Origin of the sequence: Marinoscillum luteum (assembly GCF_044005705.1) — a bacterium.
Classification (GTDB): domain Bacteria; phylum Bacteroidota; class Bacteroidia; order Cytophagales; family Cyclobacteriaceae; genus Marinoscillum; species Marinoscillum luteum.
In genome coordinates this window covers 607289-625476 of record NZ_JBIPKE010000019.1, presented here as the reverse complement: position 1 = coordinate 625476, position 18188 = coordinate 607289, and the positions used below count along the sequence as shown (strand labels likewise).

The 18188-nt window shown below is 45.9% G+C and carries 18 protein-coding genes; 8 read left to right on the top strand and 10 right to left on the bottom strand.

The genetic code is table 11. From position 1 onward, the window contains the following. Positions 1-8: 8 nt before the first annotated feature. The 5 genes from ACHKAR_RS17805 to rocD form a co-directional block, all read right to left on the bottom strand. Positions 9-761 carry a sulfite exporter TauE/SafE family protein gene (locus ACHKAR_RS17805; RefSeq protein WP_395418790.1) on the bottom strand — a complete coding sequence of 251 codons (753 nt, stop codon included), beginning with the start codon at positions 759-761 and terminating at the stop codon, positions 9-11. After that, a complete protein-coding gene (locus ACHKAR_RS17800) occupies positions 758-1375 on the bottom strand; it encodes a response regulator (protein ID WP_255465372.1) in 618 nt (205 codons plus the stop codon). The genes ACHKAR_RS17805 and ACHKAR_RS17800 overlap by 4 nt, the downstream gene beginning before the upstream one ends. A 214-nt stretch (positions 1376-1589) precedes the next feature. After that, positions 1590-3578 carry a tetratricopeptide repeat-containing sensor histidine kinase gene (locus tag ACHKAR_RS17795; protein ID WP_395418789.1) on the bottom strand — a complete coding sequence of 663 codons (1989 nt, stop codon included), beginning with the start codon at positions 3576-3578 and terminating at the stop codon, positions 1590-1592. A 65-nt stretch (positions 3579-3643) separates the two neighbouring features. Next, positions 3644-5458, bottom strand: coding sequence for a tetratricopeptide repeat-containing sensor histidine kinase (locus ACHKAR_RS17790; protein WP_395418788.1), 1815 nt, complete (start codon positions 5456-5458; stop codon positions 3644-3646). 121 nt (positions 5459-5579) lie between these two features. After that, on the bottom strand, positions 5580-6869 hold the full coding sequence (gene rocD, locus ACHKAR_RS17785) for an ornithine--oxo-acid transaminase (protein WP_395418787.1): 1290 nt from the start codon (positions 6867-6869) through the stop codon (positions 5580-5582). A gap of 72 nt (positions 6870-6941) precedes the next feature. Between rocD and ACHKAR_RS17780 the strand changes: the two genes are divergently transcribed. The 7 genes from ACHKAR_RS17780 to ftsY all read left to right on the top strand — a co-directional run bounded on the left by ACHKAR_RS17780 (position 6942) and on the right by ftsY (position 12209). Continuing rightward, positions 6942-7097 carry a DUF5522 domain-containing protein gene (locus ACHKAR_RS17780; protein ID WP_159582661.1) on the top strand — a complete coding sequence of 52 codons (156 nt, stop codon included), beginning with the start codon at positions 6942-6944 and terminating at the stop codon, positions 7095-7097. A 67-nt stretch (positions 7098-7164) separates the two neighbouring features. Next, the gene (rpmB, locus tag ACHKAR_RS17775) at positions 7165-7404 is read left to right on the top strand and encodes a 50S ribosomal protein L28 (protein ID WP_159582662.1); all 240 of its coding nucleotides are present in this window, start codon (positions 7165-7167) and stop codon (positions 7402-7404) included. Positions 7405-7547: 143 nt separating this feature from the next. Beyond that, positions 7548-9200: a M1 family metallopeptidase gene (locus tag ACHKAR_RS17770; RefSeq protein ID WP_395418786.1), complete on the top strand. Its 1653-nt coding sequence runs from the start codon at positions 7548-7550 to the stop codon at positions 9198-9200. A gap of 86 nt (positions 9201-9286) precedes the next feature. Beyond that, complete coding sequence (locus ACHKAR_RS17765) at positions 9287-10777, top strand: aminopeptidase P family protein (protein ID WP_395418785.1); 1491 nt, start codon at positions 9287-9289, stop codon at positions 10775-10777. A gap of 59 nt (positions 10778-10836) precedes the next feature. Then, complete coding sequence (gene rpmG, locus ACHKAR_RS17760; protein ID WP_159582665.1) at positions 10837-11019, top strand: 50S ribosomal protein L33; 183 nt, start codon at positions 10837-10839, stop codon at positions 11017-11019. Between the two features lie 2 nt (positions 11020-11021). Next, positions 11022-11177, top strand: coding sequence for a DUF4295 family protein (locus ACHKAR_RS17755; protein ID WP_159582666.1), 156 nt, complete (start codon positions 11022-11024; stop codon positions 11175-11177). Between the two features lie 78 nt (positions 11178-11255). Continuing rightward, entirely contained in the window at positions 11256-12209 is a 954-nt protein-coding gene (ftsY, locus tag ACHKAR_RS17750; protein ID WP_159582667.1) for a signal recognition particle-docking protein FtsY, read from the top strand. A 38-nt stretch (positions 12210-12247) separates the two neighbouring features. Here ftsY and ACHKAR_RS17745 read toward each other — a convergent pair whose 3' ends face one another. Continuing rightward, positions 12248-12904, bottom strand: coding sequence for a DUF4190 domain-containing protein (locus ACHKAR_RS17745; RefSeq protein ID WP_395418784.1), 657 nt, complete (start codon positions 12902-12904; stop codon positions 12248-12250). Positions 12905-13180: 276 nt separating this feature from the next. Then, on the bottom strand, positions 13181-13837 hold the full coding sequence (locus ACHKAR_RS17740) for a DUF4190 domain-containing protein (RefSeq protein ID WP_395418783.1): 657 nt from the start codon (positions 13835-13837) through the stop codon (positions 13181-13183). Positions 13838-13965: 128 nt separating this feature from the next. On the opposite strand from ACHKAR_RS17740, the gene ACHKAR_RS17735 reads away from it, so the two are divergent. After that, the gene (locus ACHKAR_RS17735; protein ID WP_395418782.1) at positions 13966-15009 is read left to right on the top strand and encodes a helix-turn-helix domain-containing protein; all 1044 of its coding nucleotides are present in this window, start codon (positions 13966-13968) and stop codon (positions 15007-15009) included. A 515-nt stretch (positions 15010-15524) separates the two neighbouring features. Here ACHKAR_RS17735 and ACHKAR_RS17730 read toward each other — a convergent pair. Genes ACHKAR_RS17730 through ACHKAR_RS17720 form a run of 3 tightly spaced genes read right to left on the bottom strand, consistent with a single transcriptional unit; the run spans position 15525 to position 17952 of the window. Continuing rightward, on the bottom strand, positions 15525-16049 hold the full coding sequence (locus ACHKAR_RS17730; RefSeq protein ID WP_395418781.1) for an archaeosortase/exosortase family protein: 525 nt from the start codon (positions 16047-16049) through the stop codon (positions 15525-15527). Between the two features lie 16 nt (positions 16050-16065). Then, positions 16066-16290, bottom strand: coding sequence for a PID-CTERM protein-sorting domain-containing protein (locus tag ACHKAR_RS17725; protein ID WP_395418780.1), 225 nt, complete (start codon positions 16288-16290; stop codon positions 16066-16068). A 6-nt stretch (positions 16291-16296) separates the two neighbouring features. Further along, positions 16297-17952, bottom strand: a complete 1656-nt coding sequence (locus ACHKAR_RS17720; protein ID WP_395418778.1) for a T9SS type A sorting domain-containing protein — start codon at positions 17950-17952, stop codon at positions 16297-16299. Positions 17953-18188: the final 236 nt, after the last annotated feature.

Genomic DNA, 18188 nt, shown 5'->3' with positions numbered 1-18188 from the left:
AGTGGTGTCTACAAGACCATCATGAGTGCAGCCAGGGCGGTGGTGGCAATGATGAACCACCGGTAATACTGCTCGGGTATTTTTTTGACAATGGTGATCCCCACGAAAGCGCCGAGCGCCACCGCAGGAATGGAGGTCAGATCCAGTAAAAAACTATCCAGGGTAATCGTCTCCCAGGCGAATACATGAAAGGGGATCTTAAAAAGATTCACAATCATAAAAAACCAGGCCGCTGTGCCGATGAATTCATTTTTGGGCAGACGCATGGACAAAAGATACAGGGCCATCACCGAGCCGGCCAGGTTGCCCACCATGGTGGTGAACCCACCCAGGACTCCCAGCAGGGCTGCGAACCAGATGCCCTGAGGGATGTGCTGGTTGGTGGATTTTTCTCTCCAGACCATAATGGCCAAACTGACGAAGATGATCACAGCCATGATCATCCGGAAGGCTTCATCGTCAATTTTTCCTCCAACGTAGGTGCCTAAAATCACTCCTCCGGCGGCCCACGGAAACAGCTTGCCTAAATGCGTCCAGTTGGCGTGCCGGTTGTAATAGGCTACCGCAAAAATGTCTGCAATACAGAGAATGGGCAGCATAATGCCACTGGACAGGCGCCCGCCAAAGACCAACGCCAGCAGAGGCACAGCAGCCATACCTGCACCATGAATGCCGGTTTTGGCCATGCCAATAAGGAATGGGACACACAGAAAAAAGCCGAATTCCAGATAGGTAAACTGGAAAGAAAAGAGTTCGATCAAATCAGGTTGTTTGCGTAGGCGAACTTAATTAATCCTACCAGGTTATTGGTTCCGGTTTTTCTGAAAATATTTTTACGGTGGGTTTCTACAGTGCGCTCAGAGATAAATAACTCCTCGGCAATTTGTCGGTTAGTAAACTCTTTGGAAATCAGTTTAACGATCTCCCGCTCCCGTTCAGTAAGGAGCCGTTGTTCTTCTACTCCATTGAGTCCCTTGATCAGTATTTTGCTGACGTCTGAACTGAGATAGGTCTTGCCGGATTTGATGGTATAGATGGCATTGATCAGTTCATTGTGAGAGTCTTTTTTGATGAGATAACCCTCTATGCCCTCTTTAAGAATCTCTTTGACCAGGTGGGCTTCGTCGTGCATGCTAAGCACCAGGATTTTGATGTCGGGGTATTTTCGTCTTACTTTTCTGACAAGGGTAAGTCCATCTTCATCTGGCAGATTATAGTCGGTAATGAGGAGATCCACTTTTTTCTGAGTGAGCTGATCCATGGTGTCGGACACGGTTCCGGCGCTTCCTACTACTTCCAGGTCGGGTTCAGATTCAATGATTTTGATCAGTCCCCCGATCAGCACAGCATGATCATCGGTCAAGAATATTCTCATGGTCAAGGCGGCAGTTTTGATTTTGAGGAAAGATAATAAATTCATGCGTATCCGTGGTTTTAGCGCCTCATTGATGGTGAATAATTTTGGGCTAAAATTAACGGCACCCCGTCTGTCATCACATACCGTTGGGAGGGTATTCTTATTCGCTTGCTACCTCAAAATCGTAAAATTGGATCTCATTCTTTCCTATGGAACAGCTGCTCAGGTCGGCTTAGGCTATCAGTGGAGTCTCGGGCTCGGGGATTTCTGCCCCTACCGGAGCATTCACGATCAGGGTGTTGCCTTTCATACCCGGGGTGGTGTCCAGCTCCAGCTCACCTTTGATCAGGTTGGCGCGGGAGTTCATATTTCGCCACCCATTGCCCTTGCCTGAGATCAAAGCTTCGGGATCAAATCCCGATCCATTGTCCTCAATCATGAGCGTGATTTCCTCCTGATCCTTGGTAATCTGGATGCTCACCCGGTCGGCATCACTGTACTTGAGGATGTTATTGACCCATTCCTGTGTGATTCGGTAGAGGGATATTTCCTGCACTTCTGTTAGTCGGTCTTCCAGCCCAAAGAAGTCGGTCTCCAGAGCAACCTTTCCTGTGGTGTTGACACGAGCGGCAAACTCCTGTATTGCCGCAGAGATTCCGCTTTTGATCAGGGTTTGAGGCATCAGGTTGAAACAGATGCCTTTCAGTTCCTGGTACATTTCTTCGAGGACTTTGGCAGACTCTTCAAACACCAGATGACGGTCACGGTTTTCACTTTCAAGGGATTTCAGATTGAGGTTGAGGATGGAAATCATCTGACCAAACCCGTCATGTAAATCTTTGGCGAAGCGGGAGCGCTCGCTTTCCTGTGACGAAATGGCTGCTTCTATTTGTGTTTCGCGAAGCTTGATTTGACCTTCTTTGACCAACAGGGCATGCTTTTTTCGGGTTCTGCTTCTGAGGAGTAGCAGGATGACGGTCAGGAGAGTGATCACCACTACTAACCCGACAATCAGGGCCAGGTTTCTCTGGTTTTGGGCTTTTTGCTCAGCGATTTCTACGCCCTGAAGAACAATTTGCTGTTCTTTTTTATCCGTTTCATATTTGGTTTTCAGGTCTGAAATGATTTCTTCCCTAGAGGTATTGAAAATGACATCAGAGAGTTCCTTGTATCGCTTGTAGTTATCCAGCGCAGCCTGGTAGTTTTTGTTGGATTCTTCTAACTCACTGATGCGCAAATACGACTCCTGTATGGCTTCCTTGTATCCGATTCGTCCGGCGATTTCCAAACTTTGCGTCATCAGGTCTATGGCTGGGTGGTAGTTACCCATTTCGGCATGGGTTTTGCCGATATTGACAAACGAAGTGGCGATCCCCGTGCTATCAAAAAGCTCCTTTCTTATCTCAAGGGAGCGGTTGTACAGCTCCAGGGCTTCGGGGTATCTTTTCATATCAAAATAGCAGTTTCCGATGTTATTGTACCCGTTGGCAATGCCCCTTGAATCTTTGTACTTCATTTTGATCTCAAGTCCTTTTTGGTAATAGGTGATGGCCGAGTCATACTGTTCCTGATTGTAATAGATGGTGGCCAGGTTTGAAGCGATGTAGCCCTTGTTTAGATTGGCTTTGCCCATGTCGGCATAGATCATCGCTTCATTGTAGGTGTTGATGGCCTGGGTATAATCCTCCTGAGCATACTGATAGATGATGCCGATCCAGATCAGCGCACTGGACATGCCCGCATAGTTGCGGATGGATTGATAAGTCTCAAGGCACTTGAAGTAGAATGGTAATGCTTCACTGTAGTTGGTTTTGTCGTACTCGATATTTCCTAGGGTCATGTAGCAATTGGCCACTGTGGAGGTGTCTCCGGCTAATCCTGCATGGCGGATAGATTCATGCAACAGCGGCACGGCTTCATCACCTTTGCCAGTAAGGCTTAACGCTACGGCGTGGTTGTTGGCCGATAAGCCAATCCCTTTGTCCCACTTGATTTTTTTAGAGAGCTCATAGGCTGTTTGAGCATATTGGGCGGCCTGAGGAAAATCCGACAATCGGTACTTGTCATGTAGGAGCAGGGCCGTATTGACTTTGCTGGTGTCGTCCGGAGCGTTGGCGAGAATCAGTTTTAGACTGTCGGTATTTAGTTGATCAAACTGTGGCTGAGAATGTGTGGTGCCAGTGAATATCAGTACGGCAAGGAGGAAAAATGAAAATTTCATAATCTAGTTAATTCAATATGGGTGGAGTTAATCGGCGTTAATTTAGCAAACTCCTATGCTATATTTTATACCAATACTTCATTTTGATGGTGAGACAGAAAGTGCACCGGCGCATTCACAATGAGTGTATTGCCTCTGAGACCCGGGGTGGTATCCAACTCCAGCTCTCCTTTGATGAGGTTGGCTCGGGAGGTCATGTTTCGCCAGCCATTGCCGGATCCTGATCGGAGCACTTCTGCATCAAATCCACTTCCATTGTCTTCTATCATCAGGGTGATTTCTTCCTGATCGGTAGTGATCTGGATGCTTACCTGATCGGCATCACTGTATTTGAGAATGTTGTTGACCCATTCCTGCGTGATTCTGTAAAGGGAGATTTCCTGCACTTCGGAAAGTCGATTGTCCAGGCCAAAAAAGTCGGTCTCCAGGGAGATTTTGCCAGTGGTGTTTACCCTGGCGGCAAACTCTCTGACGGCAGCCATGATTCCGCTTTTGATCAAAGTTTGGGGCATCAGATTAAAGCAAATGCCTTTGAGTTCCCGATACATATCTTCGAGCACTTTGGCAGATTCTTGAAACACTTTATGCCGATCATGATTTTCATTTTCCAGGGATTTTAGGTTCAGATTGAGAATAGAAATCATCTGGCCAAAGCCATCGTGCAGGTCCTGCGCAAACCGGGTGCGTTCCTTTTCCTGTGAAGAAATGGCCGCTTCGATTTGGGCTTCCTTGAATCTGCTTTTTTCTAAAGTCAATTGGTTTTGATGCACCAGTTTTTGGCGCTGAATATACTGTGCACCCAGTATGATTAATAACACAAGGCCTCCCCCAAGACCTGCCGTGAGGAGATTGCGCCGCTGGATGGTTAGGTCTTTCTGTGCCAGCTCCTTTTCTTTTTGTGCTGTTTCATATTTGGTTCGGAGTTCATCGATGATTTTGGATTTTTCCAGATTAAAGAGGCTGTCTTCAAGGTCTTCTGCCAGCACATGGTGGCCAAAAGCCTGTTGGTAATCTCCAATGAGTGAATAAGCACTGGCCAACGAGTCGTAGGATTTGCGCGCCAGGTCCGGGTAGCCAAGTTGCAGGCTTTCTTTTGCGCATTGCTGGTAAAACGGGATGGCGGTTGCATAGTCCCCCACATCCATATAGAGATCGCCGATCATTTTATGGTTGTCGGTCACGCCCTGCTCGTCCCCAATGAGTCTCCTGATCTGGTTGGATTGTTCCATATAGCCGAGGGCTCCTTTCAGATTTCCTTTGCGCTGTTCCATATCGGCCAGGTCTACAAGCACATAGCCCAACCCGACACTATCGCCCTGCTCCATCCGAATATCGTAGGTTTGAAAGTAATAAGCATCCGACACGTCGTACTGCTTTTTGAGCCAGTAAAAGGTGCCTTTCATGCCATAGGTGGTGCCGAGCGCTTCCAGATCGTCTGCCTCTTTGGCCAGGTCTTCGGCCTGATTCCAGAGGTTCATGGCCTGCTCTTCATATCCGTGTTTTCTATAAAAGGCACCCATCTCATTACACACACGAGCCAGGCCACTTTTGTCTGAGAGCGAGTCGTAAAGTTTATAGGAGCGAAGAAAAGCGACTTGAGCAGGCTCATATTGGCCCTGCATGTAGAGCACGACCCCTAAGTTTTTCGAGGCCAGGGCCTCTTTGTCGGGCCAGGCATTTGCCTGGCTTATCGCAATGGCCCTTTCGGTTTGTACTTTGGCATTTTCAAAGTTTTGGCTGTGGAGTTTGTAAAAATGCTGGTTGATGGAGTCGACAAAAGCGAGCGCAGAAGCGGATTCCGGGAGCATCGGACCCATGGGGTCGTCTGACAACTCGCACCCGATGAGCACCACGCACAGGAGGATGATTAGCTTTTTCATTTGGCAAGGCAATTTCAGCTAATTTAAACATTCATCCACCTTTCAGAAACCCAATGAAGGGTATAAAAAAAGCGAATCACTTTCGTCATTCGCTTTTTTAGTCCTTTTCGCTTGACAAAGGCTAAGCCTTCTGCTTGAAATTCAGGATGGTTTTTTCGATGATGTCACAGCACTCGTGTAATTGCTCCTCGTCCATCACCAAGGGGGGCGCAAAACGAATGATGTTGCCGTGTGTGGGTTTTGCCAGCAGGCCATTTTCACTCAGAGCAACGCAGATGTCCCAGGCTGTGCTGCTGTCCGGATGATCATTGATGACGATGGCATTTAGCAAGCCTTTCCCCCGCACCAGGCAGATCAGCTCAGTTTTTTCAATGAGCTTTTCCATGCGCGTCCTAAAGATCTTACCCAGTTTTCTTGCATTTTGGGTGAGCTTCTCATCTCTTATCACTTCCAGGGCGGTCATGGCTACTTTGGCACCCAGAGGATTTCCACCAAAGGTGGAACCGTGCGTGCCGGGAGTAATCACCTCCATGATCGGATTATCTGCCAGTACTGCAGAGACCGGGTATCCACCGCCGGAGAGGGCCTTTCCGAGAATAAGCAGGTCTGGTTTGATGTAGGTGCTTTGCTGTTCGCAATGGCCACTGCAGGTACAGTTGCCACAGACTGCCAGCAAGCTACCGGTTCTGCCTATGCCGGTTTGGATCTCGTCGGCCATGAACAGCGCGTTATGTTCCTTGCAGATTTTGGCAACATTCTTCAGAAAAGATTCACCAGGCACCATCACACCGGCCTCACCCTGAATAGGCTCCACCAATACCCCTACAATGTTTTTATTGTCCTCGAAAACTTCTTTCAGTGCATCCAGGTCATTGTAGGTGACCTTGATAAACCCATGCGTATAAGGGCCAAAATTCCTTTTGGCATCTGGATCGGAAGAGAATGAAATGATAGTGGTTGTCCGACCGTGGAAGTTTTGATCAAAGACCACAATCTGACCTTTGTTTTCTTCCACTCCTTTTTTCTCATAGCCCCATTTTCTGCAGATTTTAATCGCTGTTTCCACAGCTTCTGCTCCGGTGTTCATGGGAAGTACTTTGTCAAAGCCGAAGTATTCGGTGATGTATTTTTCAAATGGCCCCAGGACGTCATTATAAAAAGCCCTGCTGGTGAGGGTGAGCGTTTCGGCCTGCTGCTTCAGGGTTTCCACTATTCTGGGGTGGCAGTGGCCCTGGTTGACGGCCGAGTAGGCTGATAGAAAATCATAATATCGCTTGCCGGATACGTCCCAGACGTACACACCTTCTCCTTTGGACAGCACAACCGGTAGGGGGTGGTAGTTATGCGCTCCATGTTGATTTTCAAGGTTTATGTACTCCTGACTATTTTTTTTGGAAGTTGATGTTGTCATATATGCTTTTGGATTAACTATGTAAACAAACGCTTCGAATAGAAGTTTCCAAAAGTACTATTTAGTCTGAAGATGTCACAGGGAAAGCAGCCCAAAGGATTAGCGGAAGAGGATTATTACTTCACGAAGGAAGGTTTTATCGTATTCACTGAGAAGTATCATCTGAAAAGAGGTCACTGCTGCAAAAGTGGATGCAGGCATTGCCCATACGGCTATAAAAGAAATTGAAGGCCGGGTTTGCTTATTTAAACTTTCTTGCGATATTTGCAGTCCGTTTTCAAAAAGCCGGTAAATCATGTCAAAAGTTTGTGAAATTTCAGGAAAGAGACCAAGAGTGGGAAATAATGTTTCTCATGCTAACAATAAGGTAAAAAGAAGATTCAATCCAAATCTTCAGAAAAAGAGATTCTATATTCCTGAGGAAGATAAGTGGATCACTATTAGTGTAGCTACTTCTATGTTGAGAACGATCAACAAAAACGGAATTTACGCTGAGATCAAAAAAGCCAGAGCTAAAGGGACTACTTCTCTTTAATCTCCGGATTTTTCCTTTCAGGTCTGAAAATATAAAAGCCCTGTCACGTCCCGATCACATCGGAGCGAGATTGGGCTTTCTTTATTTGCGGCCGCCGTACTTTGGAAGATTTTGATAAATTTAGCACCTCAAATGATACAACTATGAACCCATCCAAGTCCCTCACCCTTCTATTCGTTTTATTCCTCAGCACTGCGGGCTTTGCCCAGGAAAGTTTCACTCGACAGGATACCCTCCGTGGTTCCATTACCCCGGAGCGTGGTTGGTGGGATTTGCAGCATTATGACCTCAGTGTGAGCATTGATACTGCCGCTCGATCCATCACAGGATCCAATGTCATTACTTACAAAGTGGTGTCTGCAGCCACGGAGTTCCAAATAGACCTGCAGGCCCCTATGGAGATCACTGAAGCGAAGCAGGGGGATCGGGTCTTGACGGTACGACATGAGGGAGATGCGCATTTTGTGACCTTGGTGGATGATCAGCCCGTGGGCAGCATTCAGAAATTGACTGTCCGGTTTGCTGGTACCCCGGTGGTTGCCAGAAGACCTCCATGGGACGGAGGATTCACATGGAACAAAGACGAAAACGGCAAACCCTTTATAGCGACTTCCAATCAGGGGATTGGTGCCAGCATCTGGTGGCCTTGCAAGGACCACCCCGCTGACGAGCCAGACAATGGTGTCACCATGAATTTTACAGTGCCCAAAGACCTCACTGCTGTCGGGAATGGTAGGCTGATTAAGGTGAAAAAAGGAAAAGGCACCCGTACATTCACCTGGCAGGTCACCAATCCTATCAATAGCTATGGTGTAAACCTGAACGTGGGTGACTATGTAAAATTTGAGGAAAAGTATGATGGGGAAAAAGGAAAGCTGGACATGATTTATTATGTGCTCTCCCACAACCTGGAAAAAGCGAAGACGCACTTCAAGGATGCCGGTCGCACGATGGAGGCACTGGAATACTGGTTTGGACCCTATCCATTCTATGAAGACAGTTATAAACTCGTGGAGGTGCCTTATCTGGGCATGGAGCATCAGAGCTCAGTGACCTATGGCAATGGCTATGAGCTGGGATACCGTGGACGTGACCTGAGCCTTACCGGCTGGGGCCTGAAGTGGGACTACATCATCATCCACGAATCTGGTCATGAGTGGTTTGCCAATAACATTACTTACAAGGATGCGGCCGATATGTGGATTCATGAGAGTTTTACGACCTACTCTGAAGGGCTTTTTGTGGATTACCACTATGGCAAGGAAGCAGGTGCGGCTTATGTTCGGGGTATGCGTTACGGCATTGGCAATGAGGAGCCGATGATCGGGCCATACGGTGTGAATGGTCGTGGGGCGGATTTGTATAACAAAGGTTCAAATGTGCTGCATACACTCCGTCAGTGGGTAAACGATGACACAAAATGGAGAGAAATCCTCAGAGGGCTGAATGAGACATTTTATCATCAGACAGTGACTACCGCTGATGTAGAAAACTATATGTCAGCGCAAAGTGGACTCGACCTGACCAGCTTTTTCAATCAGTACCTGCGCGATCCCAGAGTGCCGGTGTTGGAGTACTTTACCTATGAGGGAAACCTCCTGTATCGCTGGACCAACTGCATAGAAGGGTTTGATATGCCGGTGAGGATTAGTGTAGGTGATGAGTCGTTTACCATCACTCCAACCTCACGCTGGAACTTCAGGGATCAGGAAAAGATTGCGGTGGAGGACCCCGCTATGTTGAAGGTGGATCCCAATTATTATATCTATCCGGTTTACATCACAGGGGCCAAATAGTCTATCCGTATACAAAAGCTACCATTCAAATAACTTCAAAAGGTTTATTGACCTGATCGGGATAAATTGCCGCAAACGAAATTTGAATGAATATGGTACTTAAAAGCATAGCTGCCGTGTTGCTAGCCGGCATATCCTTCCTTTCATTTGGGCAGAAAGCAGCCCAACTTCCGGATGATTTTCTTTCTACGGAATTTCATCAGGAAAGAAGAGATTTGCTGAGGGAAAAAATGCCCGAGAACTCAGTGGCTGTTTTTTTTGCGAACCCCGTAAGGAATAGGGCCAATGACGTGGATTACATGTACCATCAGGATCCTAATTTTTATTACCTGACGGGGCATAGAGAGCCGCATGCGGTTCTTTTGATCTTTAAGGATGAGCAGGTAGTAACTGACTATGCCTTTGATGAATTGATTTTTGTGCGGAAGCACGATGCCCTGAAGGAGCTCTATGATGGTGCAAGGCTGGGCAAGGAAGGTGCTGTGGACAAATTGAAATTTGAACTGGCCTTTGAAGGGCCGGATTTCGAGGATTTCAATATCGATTTTTCGACTTTTGACAAAGTCCTCTTTTACGATTTCAAAGAAGATGTGCGGGATACCAAGGAGGAAGCGGATTTGTTTGATCTGATTGCCGCCTTCAAGGAGAAAGTCAATTATGGCGAGGACGCTATGGCCATTAATGCCGAACCCAAGGCAAGTAACCTGGACACCAAGTCGCTGGATGAGTTGATGAAAAGCCTCAGAGGGATCAAAACCAAAGAGGAGATAAGCCTGATCAGAAAGGCTGTGGACATCTCTACCATGGGCCAGCGGGAAGTGATGAAAGCTATGAAGCCAGGAATGTCTGAGCAGGAGATTCAGGGATTGCACGAGTTTGTTTTTAAAAAGTATCAGGCTGAATTTGAAGGCTATCCCAGCATTGTGGGAGCTGGTCATAATGGTTGCGTGCTGCACTACATCGATAATTATAAACCAGCGATTGAGGATGGCGAACTCATCCTGATGGACCTGGGTGCTGAGTACCATGGCTATACGGCCGATGTGACCCGCACGATTCCTGTGAACGGTAAATTCACCAAGGAGCAAAAACTGATTTATGATCTCGTGTATGAAGCTCAGGAGGCTGGACGTGCAGCATGCAAGCCCGGAGCTACTTTCAAAGACGTATATGCCGCAACCGCCAAAGTAGTGAATGAAGGCCTGGTGGAGCTGGGATTATATGCCAGCACTGAGGAGGAAGATATGATCAATCCGGAGACGGGAAGAAACAGATATTACCCACATGGGTGCTGTCACCACATCGGGCTGGATGTGCACGATAAGGGAGATTACGCAGAGCTGAAAGAGAATATGGTCATCACCATAGAGCCCGGGATCTATATCCCCGAGGGCAGTCCTTGTGATGAAAAATGGTGGGGCATTCCGGTCCGTATCGAAGACGATTTTCTTATCACCAAAGAGGGATGTGAGCTCCTGTCGGATCTGGCACCCCGAAAAAGTGAAGAGATAGAGGCACTGATGAAAGAGAGTAGTCCATTGGATAATTTTATTTTACCCTCTTTGGAGGACGAATAAGTTGCCCAATTAGATTTTCTTTTCTACATTTGCACTCCTTTTAATAATCAGGCAACAAAATGGCAAAGAAAGGTAATAGAATACAAGTGATACTGGAATGCACCGAGCACAAGACTACAGGGCTTCCAGGTACCTCGAGATATATCACCACCAAGAATAGGAAAAACACTCCTGAGCGCGTAGAGCTTAAGAAGTACAACCCTATCATGAGAAAATATACTGTACACAAAGAAATTAAATAACCATGGCTAAGAAAGTAGTTGCAACCCTGAAACAACCCGGCGGAGCAAAATTCGCTAAGGTTATAAGAGCCATCAAAACTGAAAGCGGTAATTATGTCTACAAAGAAGACATGGTACCTGAAGCAGAGGTGAAGAACGTATTGGCTAGAAAAAACTAATCAGTTCTTAAAAATATTCTAATTAGAAGTCCCTCTTAGTAGGGACTTTTTGCGTTTATACATCTCAAATATAGCTCTATGGGTCTGAAAGGATTTTTCTCCAAGGAAAAAAAGGAATCGCTCGATAAGGGCCTCGAAAAGACAAAAGAAAACTTTTTCAGCAAGCTCGGCAAAGCGGTGGTAGGAAAATCCACGGTGGATGAAGAGGTGCTGGATGAACTAGAAGAAATTCTGATTACCTCCGATGTGGGGGTAGAAACCACCATCAAGATCATTGAGAGAATAGAGGCTCGTGTAGCGAAGGACAAATACCTCAATGCTTCGGAGCTCAACAAGATCCTGCGGGAGGAAATAGCGGGGCTGCTTTCTGAAAACAACACCAAAGATCTGGATAGTTTTGAATTACCTAAAGTGGACGGTCCGTACGTGCTGCTGGTGGTGGGTGTCAATGGCGTAGGCAAGACGACCACCATAGGCAAGCTGGCTGCCCAGCTCAAGGGATTGGGTAAAAACGTAGTGTTGGGAGCTGCCGATACCTTCAGGGCTGCTGCCGTGGATCAGCTCATCATGTGGGGGGAGCGTGTTGGTGTTCCTGTGATATCAAAGGGCATGAATACTGATCCGGCTTCTGTGGCTTTTGATGCCGCCAAGTATGGAGTGGATCACAATGCGGATGTGGTGATCATAGATACGGCCGGCAGGTTGCATACCAAGGTGAACCTGATGAGTGAACTCACGAAGATTAAGAAAGTGATCCAGCGATTTATTCCGGATGCACCCCACGATGTACTTCTGGTACTGGACGGCAGTACCGGGCAAAATGCTTTCATACAGGCCCAGGAGTTTACCAAAGCCACGGATGTTACTGCCCTGGCCATTACCAAGCTGGATGGCACCGCCAAAGGAGGTGTGGTCATTGGTATCTCAGACCAATTCAAAATACCCGTGAAGTATATAGGCGTAGGTGAAAAGGTCGAAGACCTTCAGGTGTTCAATAAAGTCGAGTTTGTAGATTCTTTTTTTAAGAAATAAAAAAGGCGTTTTGAGTACCCCTTTCTTTAAGCACATGGTTAGCCCATAGTGATGAGGAAAAAGAGAGTCCCAAAAATCCCAACAAGGCCTATTATGAATCCGGCAATTGCCATGCCCCGGCCGTTACCATATTCAAGCTTACTCATAGAAATACTGCCAAAAATGGCTGCTAATGTCCCCAGTGGTATTCCAGCTATGAAAAGACTCAGGATACCTAATATCAGGGAGGCCCTTGCCATGCCTTTGGTATTAGAGTTGGTGATATTTTTGACTTCCTTAATGTCCTTTTTAGCGGATTTGAGCTCATCTTCTGAGGTTACTTTTTGAGGAGGAGAATCATCTCCGATTAATGTCTTTTCGGCCGACTCTTCTTTGTCCAACTCAAAAACCTCATACTCATAGGGCTTATATCGGTAGGTGATCAGGTCGGCTGGTGACGTAGTGAGTCCATACAACGATACTGTTTCGGGATAATGATTACCTGGCGCATCGATGAGCTCCTGGTTCGGTTGAATCTTTTGAGATGCTTTGGCTACTTTCCTGGTCTTCTTGAATGACTTGAGTGTGACGTGTTGGCTCCTGATTCTGTCTTTCTTTTTGTAAAACTGAGGGCAATCCATGGCCTGTTTGGTGGAGCCACAGGCTGTGAAAAGCACGGCCATGAGCACCAGGAGTAAGGCGGTGTTGGTTTTCATAGAGCTGGGTTTGGTTAGATCAAAATACTGAAGATAGGATTTATTATCATTCCCGTCAAGTGTCAATGAAAGTCGGTAAACACCAAAAAGTAATGAGGGCTTTTGATTACTCCTTTACCCCACGATGTACTTATGGTACTGGACCCAGTGCCGGTCAAAATGCTTTCAACAAGCACAGGAGTTTACCAAAGCCACGGATGTTCTTTCTTTAAAAAAATAGAAATGGCGCCTTCAAGGCGCCTTTTACTCGAGGTGGAAATGGTCTGTTTGCTGTCACTACACCATGGTGGTAAGGATGATCAGCGCTCCCAGAATGCCCACCAGACCCAAGATCAATCCGGCAACAGCCATCCCTCTTCCATTGCCTTTCTCCAGTCTTCTCATGGATATACTTCCAAAAATCACAGCGAGTATTCCCAGAGGAATACCTGCCACAAATAGACTTACAATGCCCAGAACCAGGGAGGCAATGGCCATACCGTTGGGATTTGAACCTTTGGTCTCTTTGACTCTTTTGACCTCTTTTTTGACGGATTGAAGTTCATCTTTTGAGATTACTTTTTGAGGTGGGAAATCATCTCCGATGAATGTCGTTTCGGCCGACTCTTCTTTTGACTCCTCATGAGGCTTGTACTCATAGGGCTTGTATCGGTAGGTGATCAGGTCAGCTGGTGACGTAGTGAGTCCATACAACGATACTGTTTCGGGATAATGATTACCTGGCGCATCGATGAGCTCCTGATTCGGTTGAATCTTTTGAGGTGTTTTCGCCACTTTACTGGTCTTCTTGAATGACCTGAGTGTAAGGTGTTGACTCTTGATTCTGTCTTTCTTTTTGTAAAACTGAGGGCAATCCATGGCCTGTTTGGTGGAGCCACAGGCTGTGAAAAGCACGGCCATGAGCACCAGGAGTAGAGCGGTGTTGGTTTTCATAGAATTGGGTTTGGTTAGATCGAAATACTGAAGATAGGATTTATTATCATTCCCGTCAAGTGTCAATGAAAGTCGGTAAACACCAAAAAATAATGAGGGCTTTTGATTACTTCCTTGTTTATTAAAACATGGAGCCGTCACTCAATACCTGGACAGTCATTTTTCTGATTGCCGCCTCACAGGGGATCTTCCTGGCGGTAGTGATCTGGACCAAGCGCCACCAGGCCAATGGATATCTGGGTGCAGTGGTGTTGGCTTTCAGTCTGATGCTATTGTACTATGTATTATACTGGACCGGTTATTTTCGATTGGCACCACGGTGGTTGGGTGTGCTTCAGGGCATGACTTTTCTGCTCGGGCCTCTTTTCTACGGATATGTACGGTCCGATGAGCGTCTTTTTCGGGTGGGGGTCTGGCATTTCGTGCCTTTTGTGATTTACCTGATTCATTTTTTGGTGCTTCCATTTGAATCCCTTGAGCTTCGAAGGGTTCTGGTGCGTTCAGTCACGGTCTTGCAAACCATCCATTTGTTCGTTTATGCGGCTGTCGCACTTCGGTGGACATGGGTGAACGCCCTCGCAAGCGGCCGTTGGAGGATTGTGCTGTCGGTACTGTTTATGGGCTATGCCCTCAGTTTTTTGCTTTACTACGTGCTCGTCTGGACGGGCCTTTTGAAGATTGAATATGACTATTTCATTTCCGTGGTGGCGGGAGCATTTATTTATACCATCGGATACAAGGGGTATCAGGGCAGAGAGGTCTTTCATGTGAATACAGGGGTGAAATACGATCGCTCCGGGCTTTCACAAAGTGCGGCAGAAGCGTTCCTGGCAGAGGTTAAGCGCTATATGGAAGAGGATAAAGGTTACCTCAACAATGACCTCAAACTTCAGTACATGGCAGATGAGCTCGCTATTTCGGCCAATCATATTTCACAGGTGGTCAATGAGCTGGAAGGCTGCAATTTTACTGATTTTGTGAATCGGTACCGTGTGCAGGAGGCCAAGAGACTGCTACAGGACGAGGCCCATCACTACAAAATTATTCAGATCGCCTACCTGGCAGGGTTCAACAATAAAGCTACCTTCAACTCAGCTTTCAAGAAATTTGTGGGGGTTCCACCTTCTCAGTTTAAAAAAGCCCTCAATCGCCAGCATCCACAGCTGCAATGATCTCATTTTTGAAAATGATGGAAGTAAAGACGAATCTGTAAGTGCGTTATCAAGTAGATTAATCTTCTTATCAATTTTTTTGGCCATCCCAATTGTACTGATAAAGCCTCCACAATGGAAAGACCAAGAGGATAAGAAATGGCTGACTGGCAATGGATGTGAATTGATAAATAATTCTTCGGGTCTCAATGAATTGGAAAGGACTTAGGAGTGCACTAAGAATGATCAGGGATAGGGACAGAATAAAGCAGGTTTTTGCAATAGTTCTGTTGATAAACAAAGTAAGGATAAGATAATTTAGCCCAAAACCAGCCATCACCACGAACCTCGAAGTGAGCCATGCGCTATTGGGTGGATTGAAAGACATTAACCCCGCCAGTTTATTCATGAATACATTGACCATGTCGATTTGCAGTACCCAGGATAGTCCATCTTGCAAGAAAGCAGGGTAGTCACCTAGATATCTGAATCCGACAAAAACAATCAAAATGAAGATGCCAAACAGATGCTTATGACTAGGCTTCAATGAACTTACGCTTATTGATCACTTCAATCCAAAGAATCCATAGAGTAAATATTATAAGGTAAACAAACCCCAGGTACGTGTACTTATGATTGAATTCAAAGGTGGACGGGTTGTTTAAATAATTAAACCCCAGCAAATAGACCCTGATGATATTGGCCAAAAAAATGAGTAGGACACCTCCTAGTGAGTAAAGAAATTTACCTAAAAAAGAACCTGGGCTAATGATAAGAAATCCGAGAAACAAGGCGAAGAGCTCCAGACCATTGCAACCGTCGGCTACTAAAACAGATTGAATGTCATTTATGAACAAAAATTGGCCGTCGAAATAACTTTTTTGCCCAAACCAATCAAAAAAACCGGCGGTAGATACACCTACCATCTGTGTTAGCCAGCGATTGATAGGAGTATAGGGAGCTATCACTTGTAGATAAGCAATCTTCCAGATGATGATGAGCCCAATAGCCTTTATGATAAATAAATAACCTCGTGATAGCTCCCTTCCAAGTACTTTCATTTTTACCAATACAAGACTAGGCCTTGTTATTCTTGCTTTTTTGAAATTTCCTGTAGCGTGTGGCACCATACCCGATACCAGCCGCAGCCAAGAGACCTAAACCTCCATCGATTGGCACACCAACAGGCCCTGATGGAGCCGCAGATGGTGGCGGTGGAGGAGCCGCCTGTGACATAGCAAAGGTTACCAATACAAATACAAATAAGCTTGATAATAATATTTTGATCAATGAACGATTCATGGCGGTTTATTTAATGATGATTTTTTGGGAGAAGATTCCTTTTGGTGTTTCAACCTTGACGATGTAAAGGCCGCCTTTAGGGTTGAAGATCTCAGAGAATGTATCAACATCATCCAGAACAGACCAAGACTTTACCAATCGGCCGTCCAGTGTATAGACACTAATGTTTCCCAATTGACTATGAGTTCCTGAAAAGCGTACCGTGAGCTTATTATCGGAGTGATAGGCTGAAAGTTCTCGGGAAACCTCAGTGGACAATACGTTATCAGGATTAAGTATACGAAGCAGAAGCTCGTCTTTTGCGTCAACCTTGTTGAAACTCATGGATACCTTAGGATTTGCAGTAAGATCAAATGCTTCTCCCGTTGTTTTATTGATGAGTTCTATCTTGTAATTAGCAGGAACGCGATCCAGACCAATAAGCTCAATATCAACCGGTAGCTGCTCAGAGGTGGTAACGGAAATCGGGAATGAGTGACTTTCGCCTCGCTTTACTGCCAGGATATCAAAATACTTATTGTTATAAGAAGTCTTCACCCTTAACTTACCTGCTTCTTCGAAAGGAATGGAGTAGGCTTCAAAACCCTTATCAAAGGAGGCGCTGAATTCCTCGTCCAAAAGAAAAGAGAGTTGATTTTTAGTGTCGTTCGGGGTGCTGAAATTCAGGACAATTTGTGAGTAGTCATAATCAGCAGTTCGGTAGAAGGTGCTATTATTATCTGCAACCATAATCGAGGGATCAAAGACAATCGGATGATCGCCATCTGCTAATGTGCTATAGTCAAGCTGAATGAAAAATGCCTGACCAGAGGCTATGTAGCTTTCACTAGATCCTAATATTGGGCTATATCCTCCCAGGCCTCCATTATCTGCTGGATCCCAGATATAATAATTAGCAAATGTATTGGCGGCATTGTCACCCAGTGCGAAAAAATTATCCATGCGGATAGCCGCAGGGTATGGGTTACCAACTAGGTGCTGACCAGATTTGTCTGTTCTGGTAGCTTGGCTTGTAAGCGATAAGGACAAATTGACAGCTGCGTTATTCGGTGTTCCCGTGAAAGAGATTGGCCCTTGTTGGTAAATGGCATAGCCAATACCAGCCTCCTTTGGGGCCCCGTTTACCGAGTTAATCCAAGAGCCGTAATCTCCATCTAGTGTACTTTCCGAAAAATAGTACTCGTATGCAGTGTACGTCCCAGTAGTCACGGGCATACTTACGTAGCTATAACCCGTGGCACTTGCTGTCTTTTCAATGATAATATTAGAAACGAACCCACCATCAGTGAAGTCAGCTCCATTGGTCACAAAGGAGCCTCCATGCTCAATGGTAATTGTGGTATTCACATTTCCAGTTAGGATTCCAGTGAGAATCAAGACCCCACCAGACTCCACGGTGAGTGAATTGGTACCATTTAGAAAATCCAGACTTGAGCAGGTGAGTGAGCCAGTCGAAGAAATGGTGAGATCAACCGCATCATCCACTGTTACATCAGTGAATACTTCCACCGTGGAAATTGTAAAAGTTGCGTTATAATTATGGGGGCCAGAAAGCACCGAATGATTCTTGCTTTGAGCTGTGCTCGCAATCAAAATAAAAACAATAGTAAGCCACGGAGATAGTTTCCATGGGCTCATTTCATTAGGAGGTACGTGATTCATATTGGTTACGTTTGATGAATGAGTTACAATCAACCCATGAAAAATTTAAGGTTAGGGACTCAAAAAAATAAGGCTAATGTAGGACATTATTCGTACAATTCTGACGGTTTAGTTATTATAATGTTAGAGAGGTCGATGAATGCGTCAAAAAGACTGATCAACATACCGGTTTGATGGATAAAGGGATCGTTTTCTGTATGACCGACTTCTTTCGTCACTTTCCCGTAAGAACCATT

What these genes read in the sequence shown, in the direction of transcription:
- rpmB (WP_159582662.1), top strand. Translation starts at nt 7,165, where the DNA reads ATGTCAAAAGTTTGTGAAATTTCAGGAAAGAGACCAAGAGTGGGAAAT.
- ACHKAR_RS17740 (WP_395418783.1), bottom strand. Translation starts at nt 13,837, where the DNA reads ATGAAAACCAACACCGCTCTACTCCTGGTGCTCATGGCCGTGCTTTTC.
- rocD (WP_395418787.1), bottom strand. Translation starts at nt 6,869, where the DNA reads ATGACAACATCAACTTCCAAAAAAAATAGTCAGGAGTACATAAACCTT.
- ACHKAR_RS17780 (WP_159582661.1), top strand. Translation starts at nt 6,942, where the DNA reads ATGTCACAGGGAAAGCAGCCCAAAGGATTAGCGGAAGAGGATTATTAC.
- ACHKAR_RS17730 (WP_395418781.1), bottom strand. Translation starts at nt 16,049, where the DNA reads ATGAAAGTACTTGGAAGGGAGCTATCACGAGGTTATTTATTTATCATA.
- rpmG (WP_159582665.1), top strand. Translation starts at nt 10,837, where the DNA reads ATGGCAAAGAAAGGTAATAGAATACAAGTGATACTGGAATGCACCGAG.
- ACHKAR_RS17770 (WP_395418786.1), top strand. Translation starts at nt 7,548, where the DNA reads ATGAACCCATCCAAGTCCCTCACCCTTCTATTCGTTTTATTCCTCAGC.
- ACHKAR_RS17735 (WP_395418782.1), top strand. Translation starts at nt 13,966, where the DNA reads ATGGAGCCGTCACTCAATACCTGGACAGTCATTTTTCTGATTGCCGCC.
- ACHKAR_RS17745 (WP_395418784.1), bottom strand. Translation starts at nt 12,904, where the DNA reads ATGAAAACCAACACCGCCTTACTCCTGGTGCTCATGGCCGTGCTTTTC.
- ACHKAR_RS17720 (WP_395418778.1), bottom strand. Translation starts at nt 17,952, where the DNA reads ATGAATCACGTACCTCCTAATGAAATGAGCCCATGGAAACTATCTCCG.
- ACHKAR_RS17725 (WP_395418780.1), bottom strand. Translation starts at nt 16,290, where the DNA reads ATGAATCGTTCATTGATCAAAATATTATTATCAAGCTTATTTGTATTT.
- ftsY (WP_159582667.1), top strand. Translation starts at nt 11,256, where the DNA reads ATGGGTCTGAAAGGATTTTTCTCCAAGGAAAAAAAGGAATCGCTCGAT.
- ACHKAR_RS17800 (WP_255465372.1), bottom strand. Translation starts at nt 1,375, where the DNA reads ATGAGAATATTCTTGACCGATGATCATGCTGTGCTGATCGGGGGACTG.
- ACHKAR_RS17790 (WP_395418788.1), bottom strand. Translation starts at nt 5,458, where the DNA reads ATGAAAAAGCTAATCATCCTCCTGTGCGTGGTGCTCATCGGGTGCGAG.
- ACHKAR_RS17755 (WP_159582666.1), top strand. Translation starts at nt 11,022, where the DNA reads ATGGCTAAGAAAGTAGTTGCAACCCTGAAACAACCCGGCGGAGCAAAA.
- ACHKAR_RS17765 (WP_395418785.1), top strand. Translation starts at nt 9,287, where the DNA reads ATGAATATGGTACTTAAAAGCATAGCTGCCGTGTTGCTAGCCGGCATA.
- ACHKAR_RS17795 (WP_395418789.1), bottom strand. Translation starts at nt 3,578, where the DNA reads ATGAAATTTTCATTTTTCCTCCTTGCCGTACTGATATTCACTGGCACC.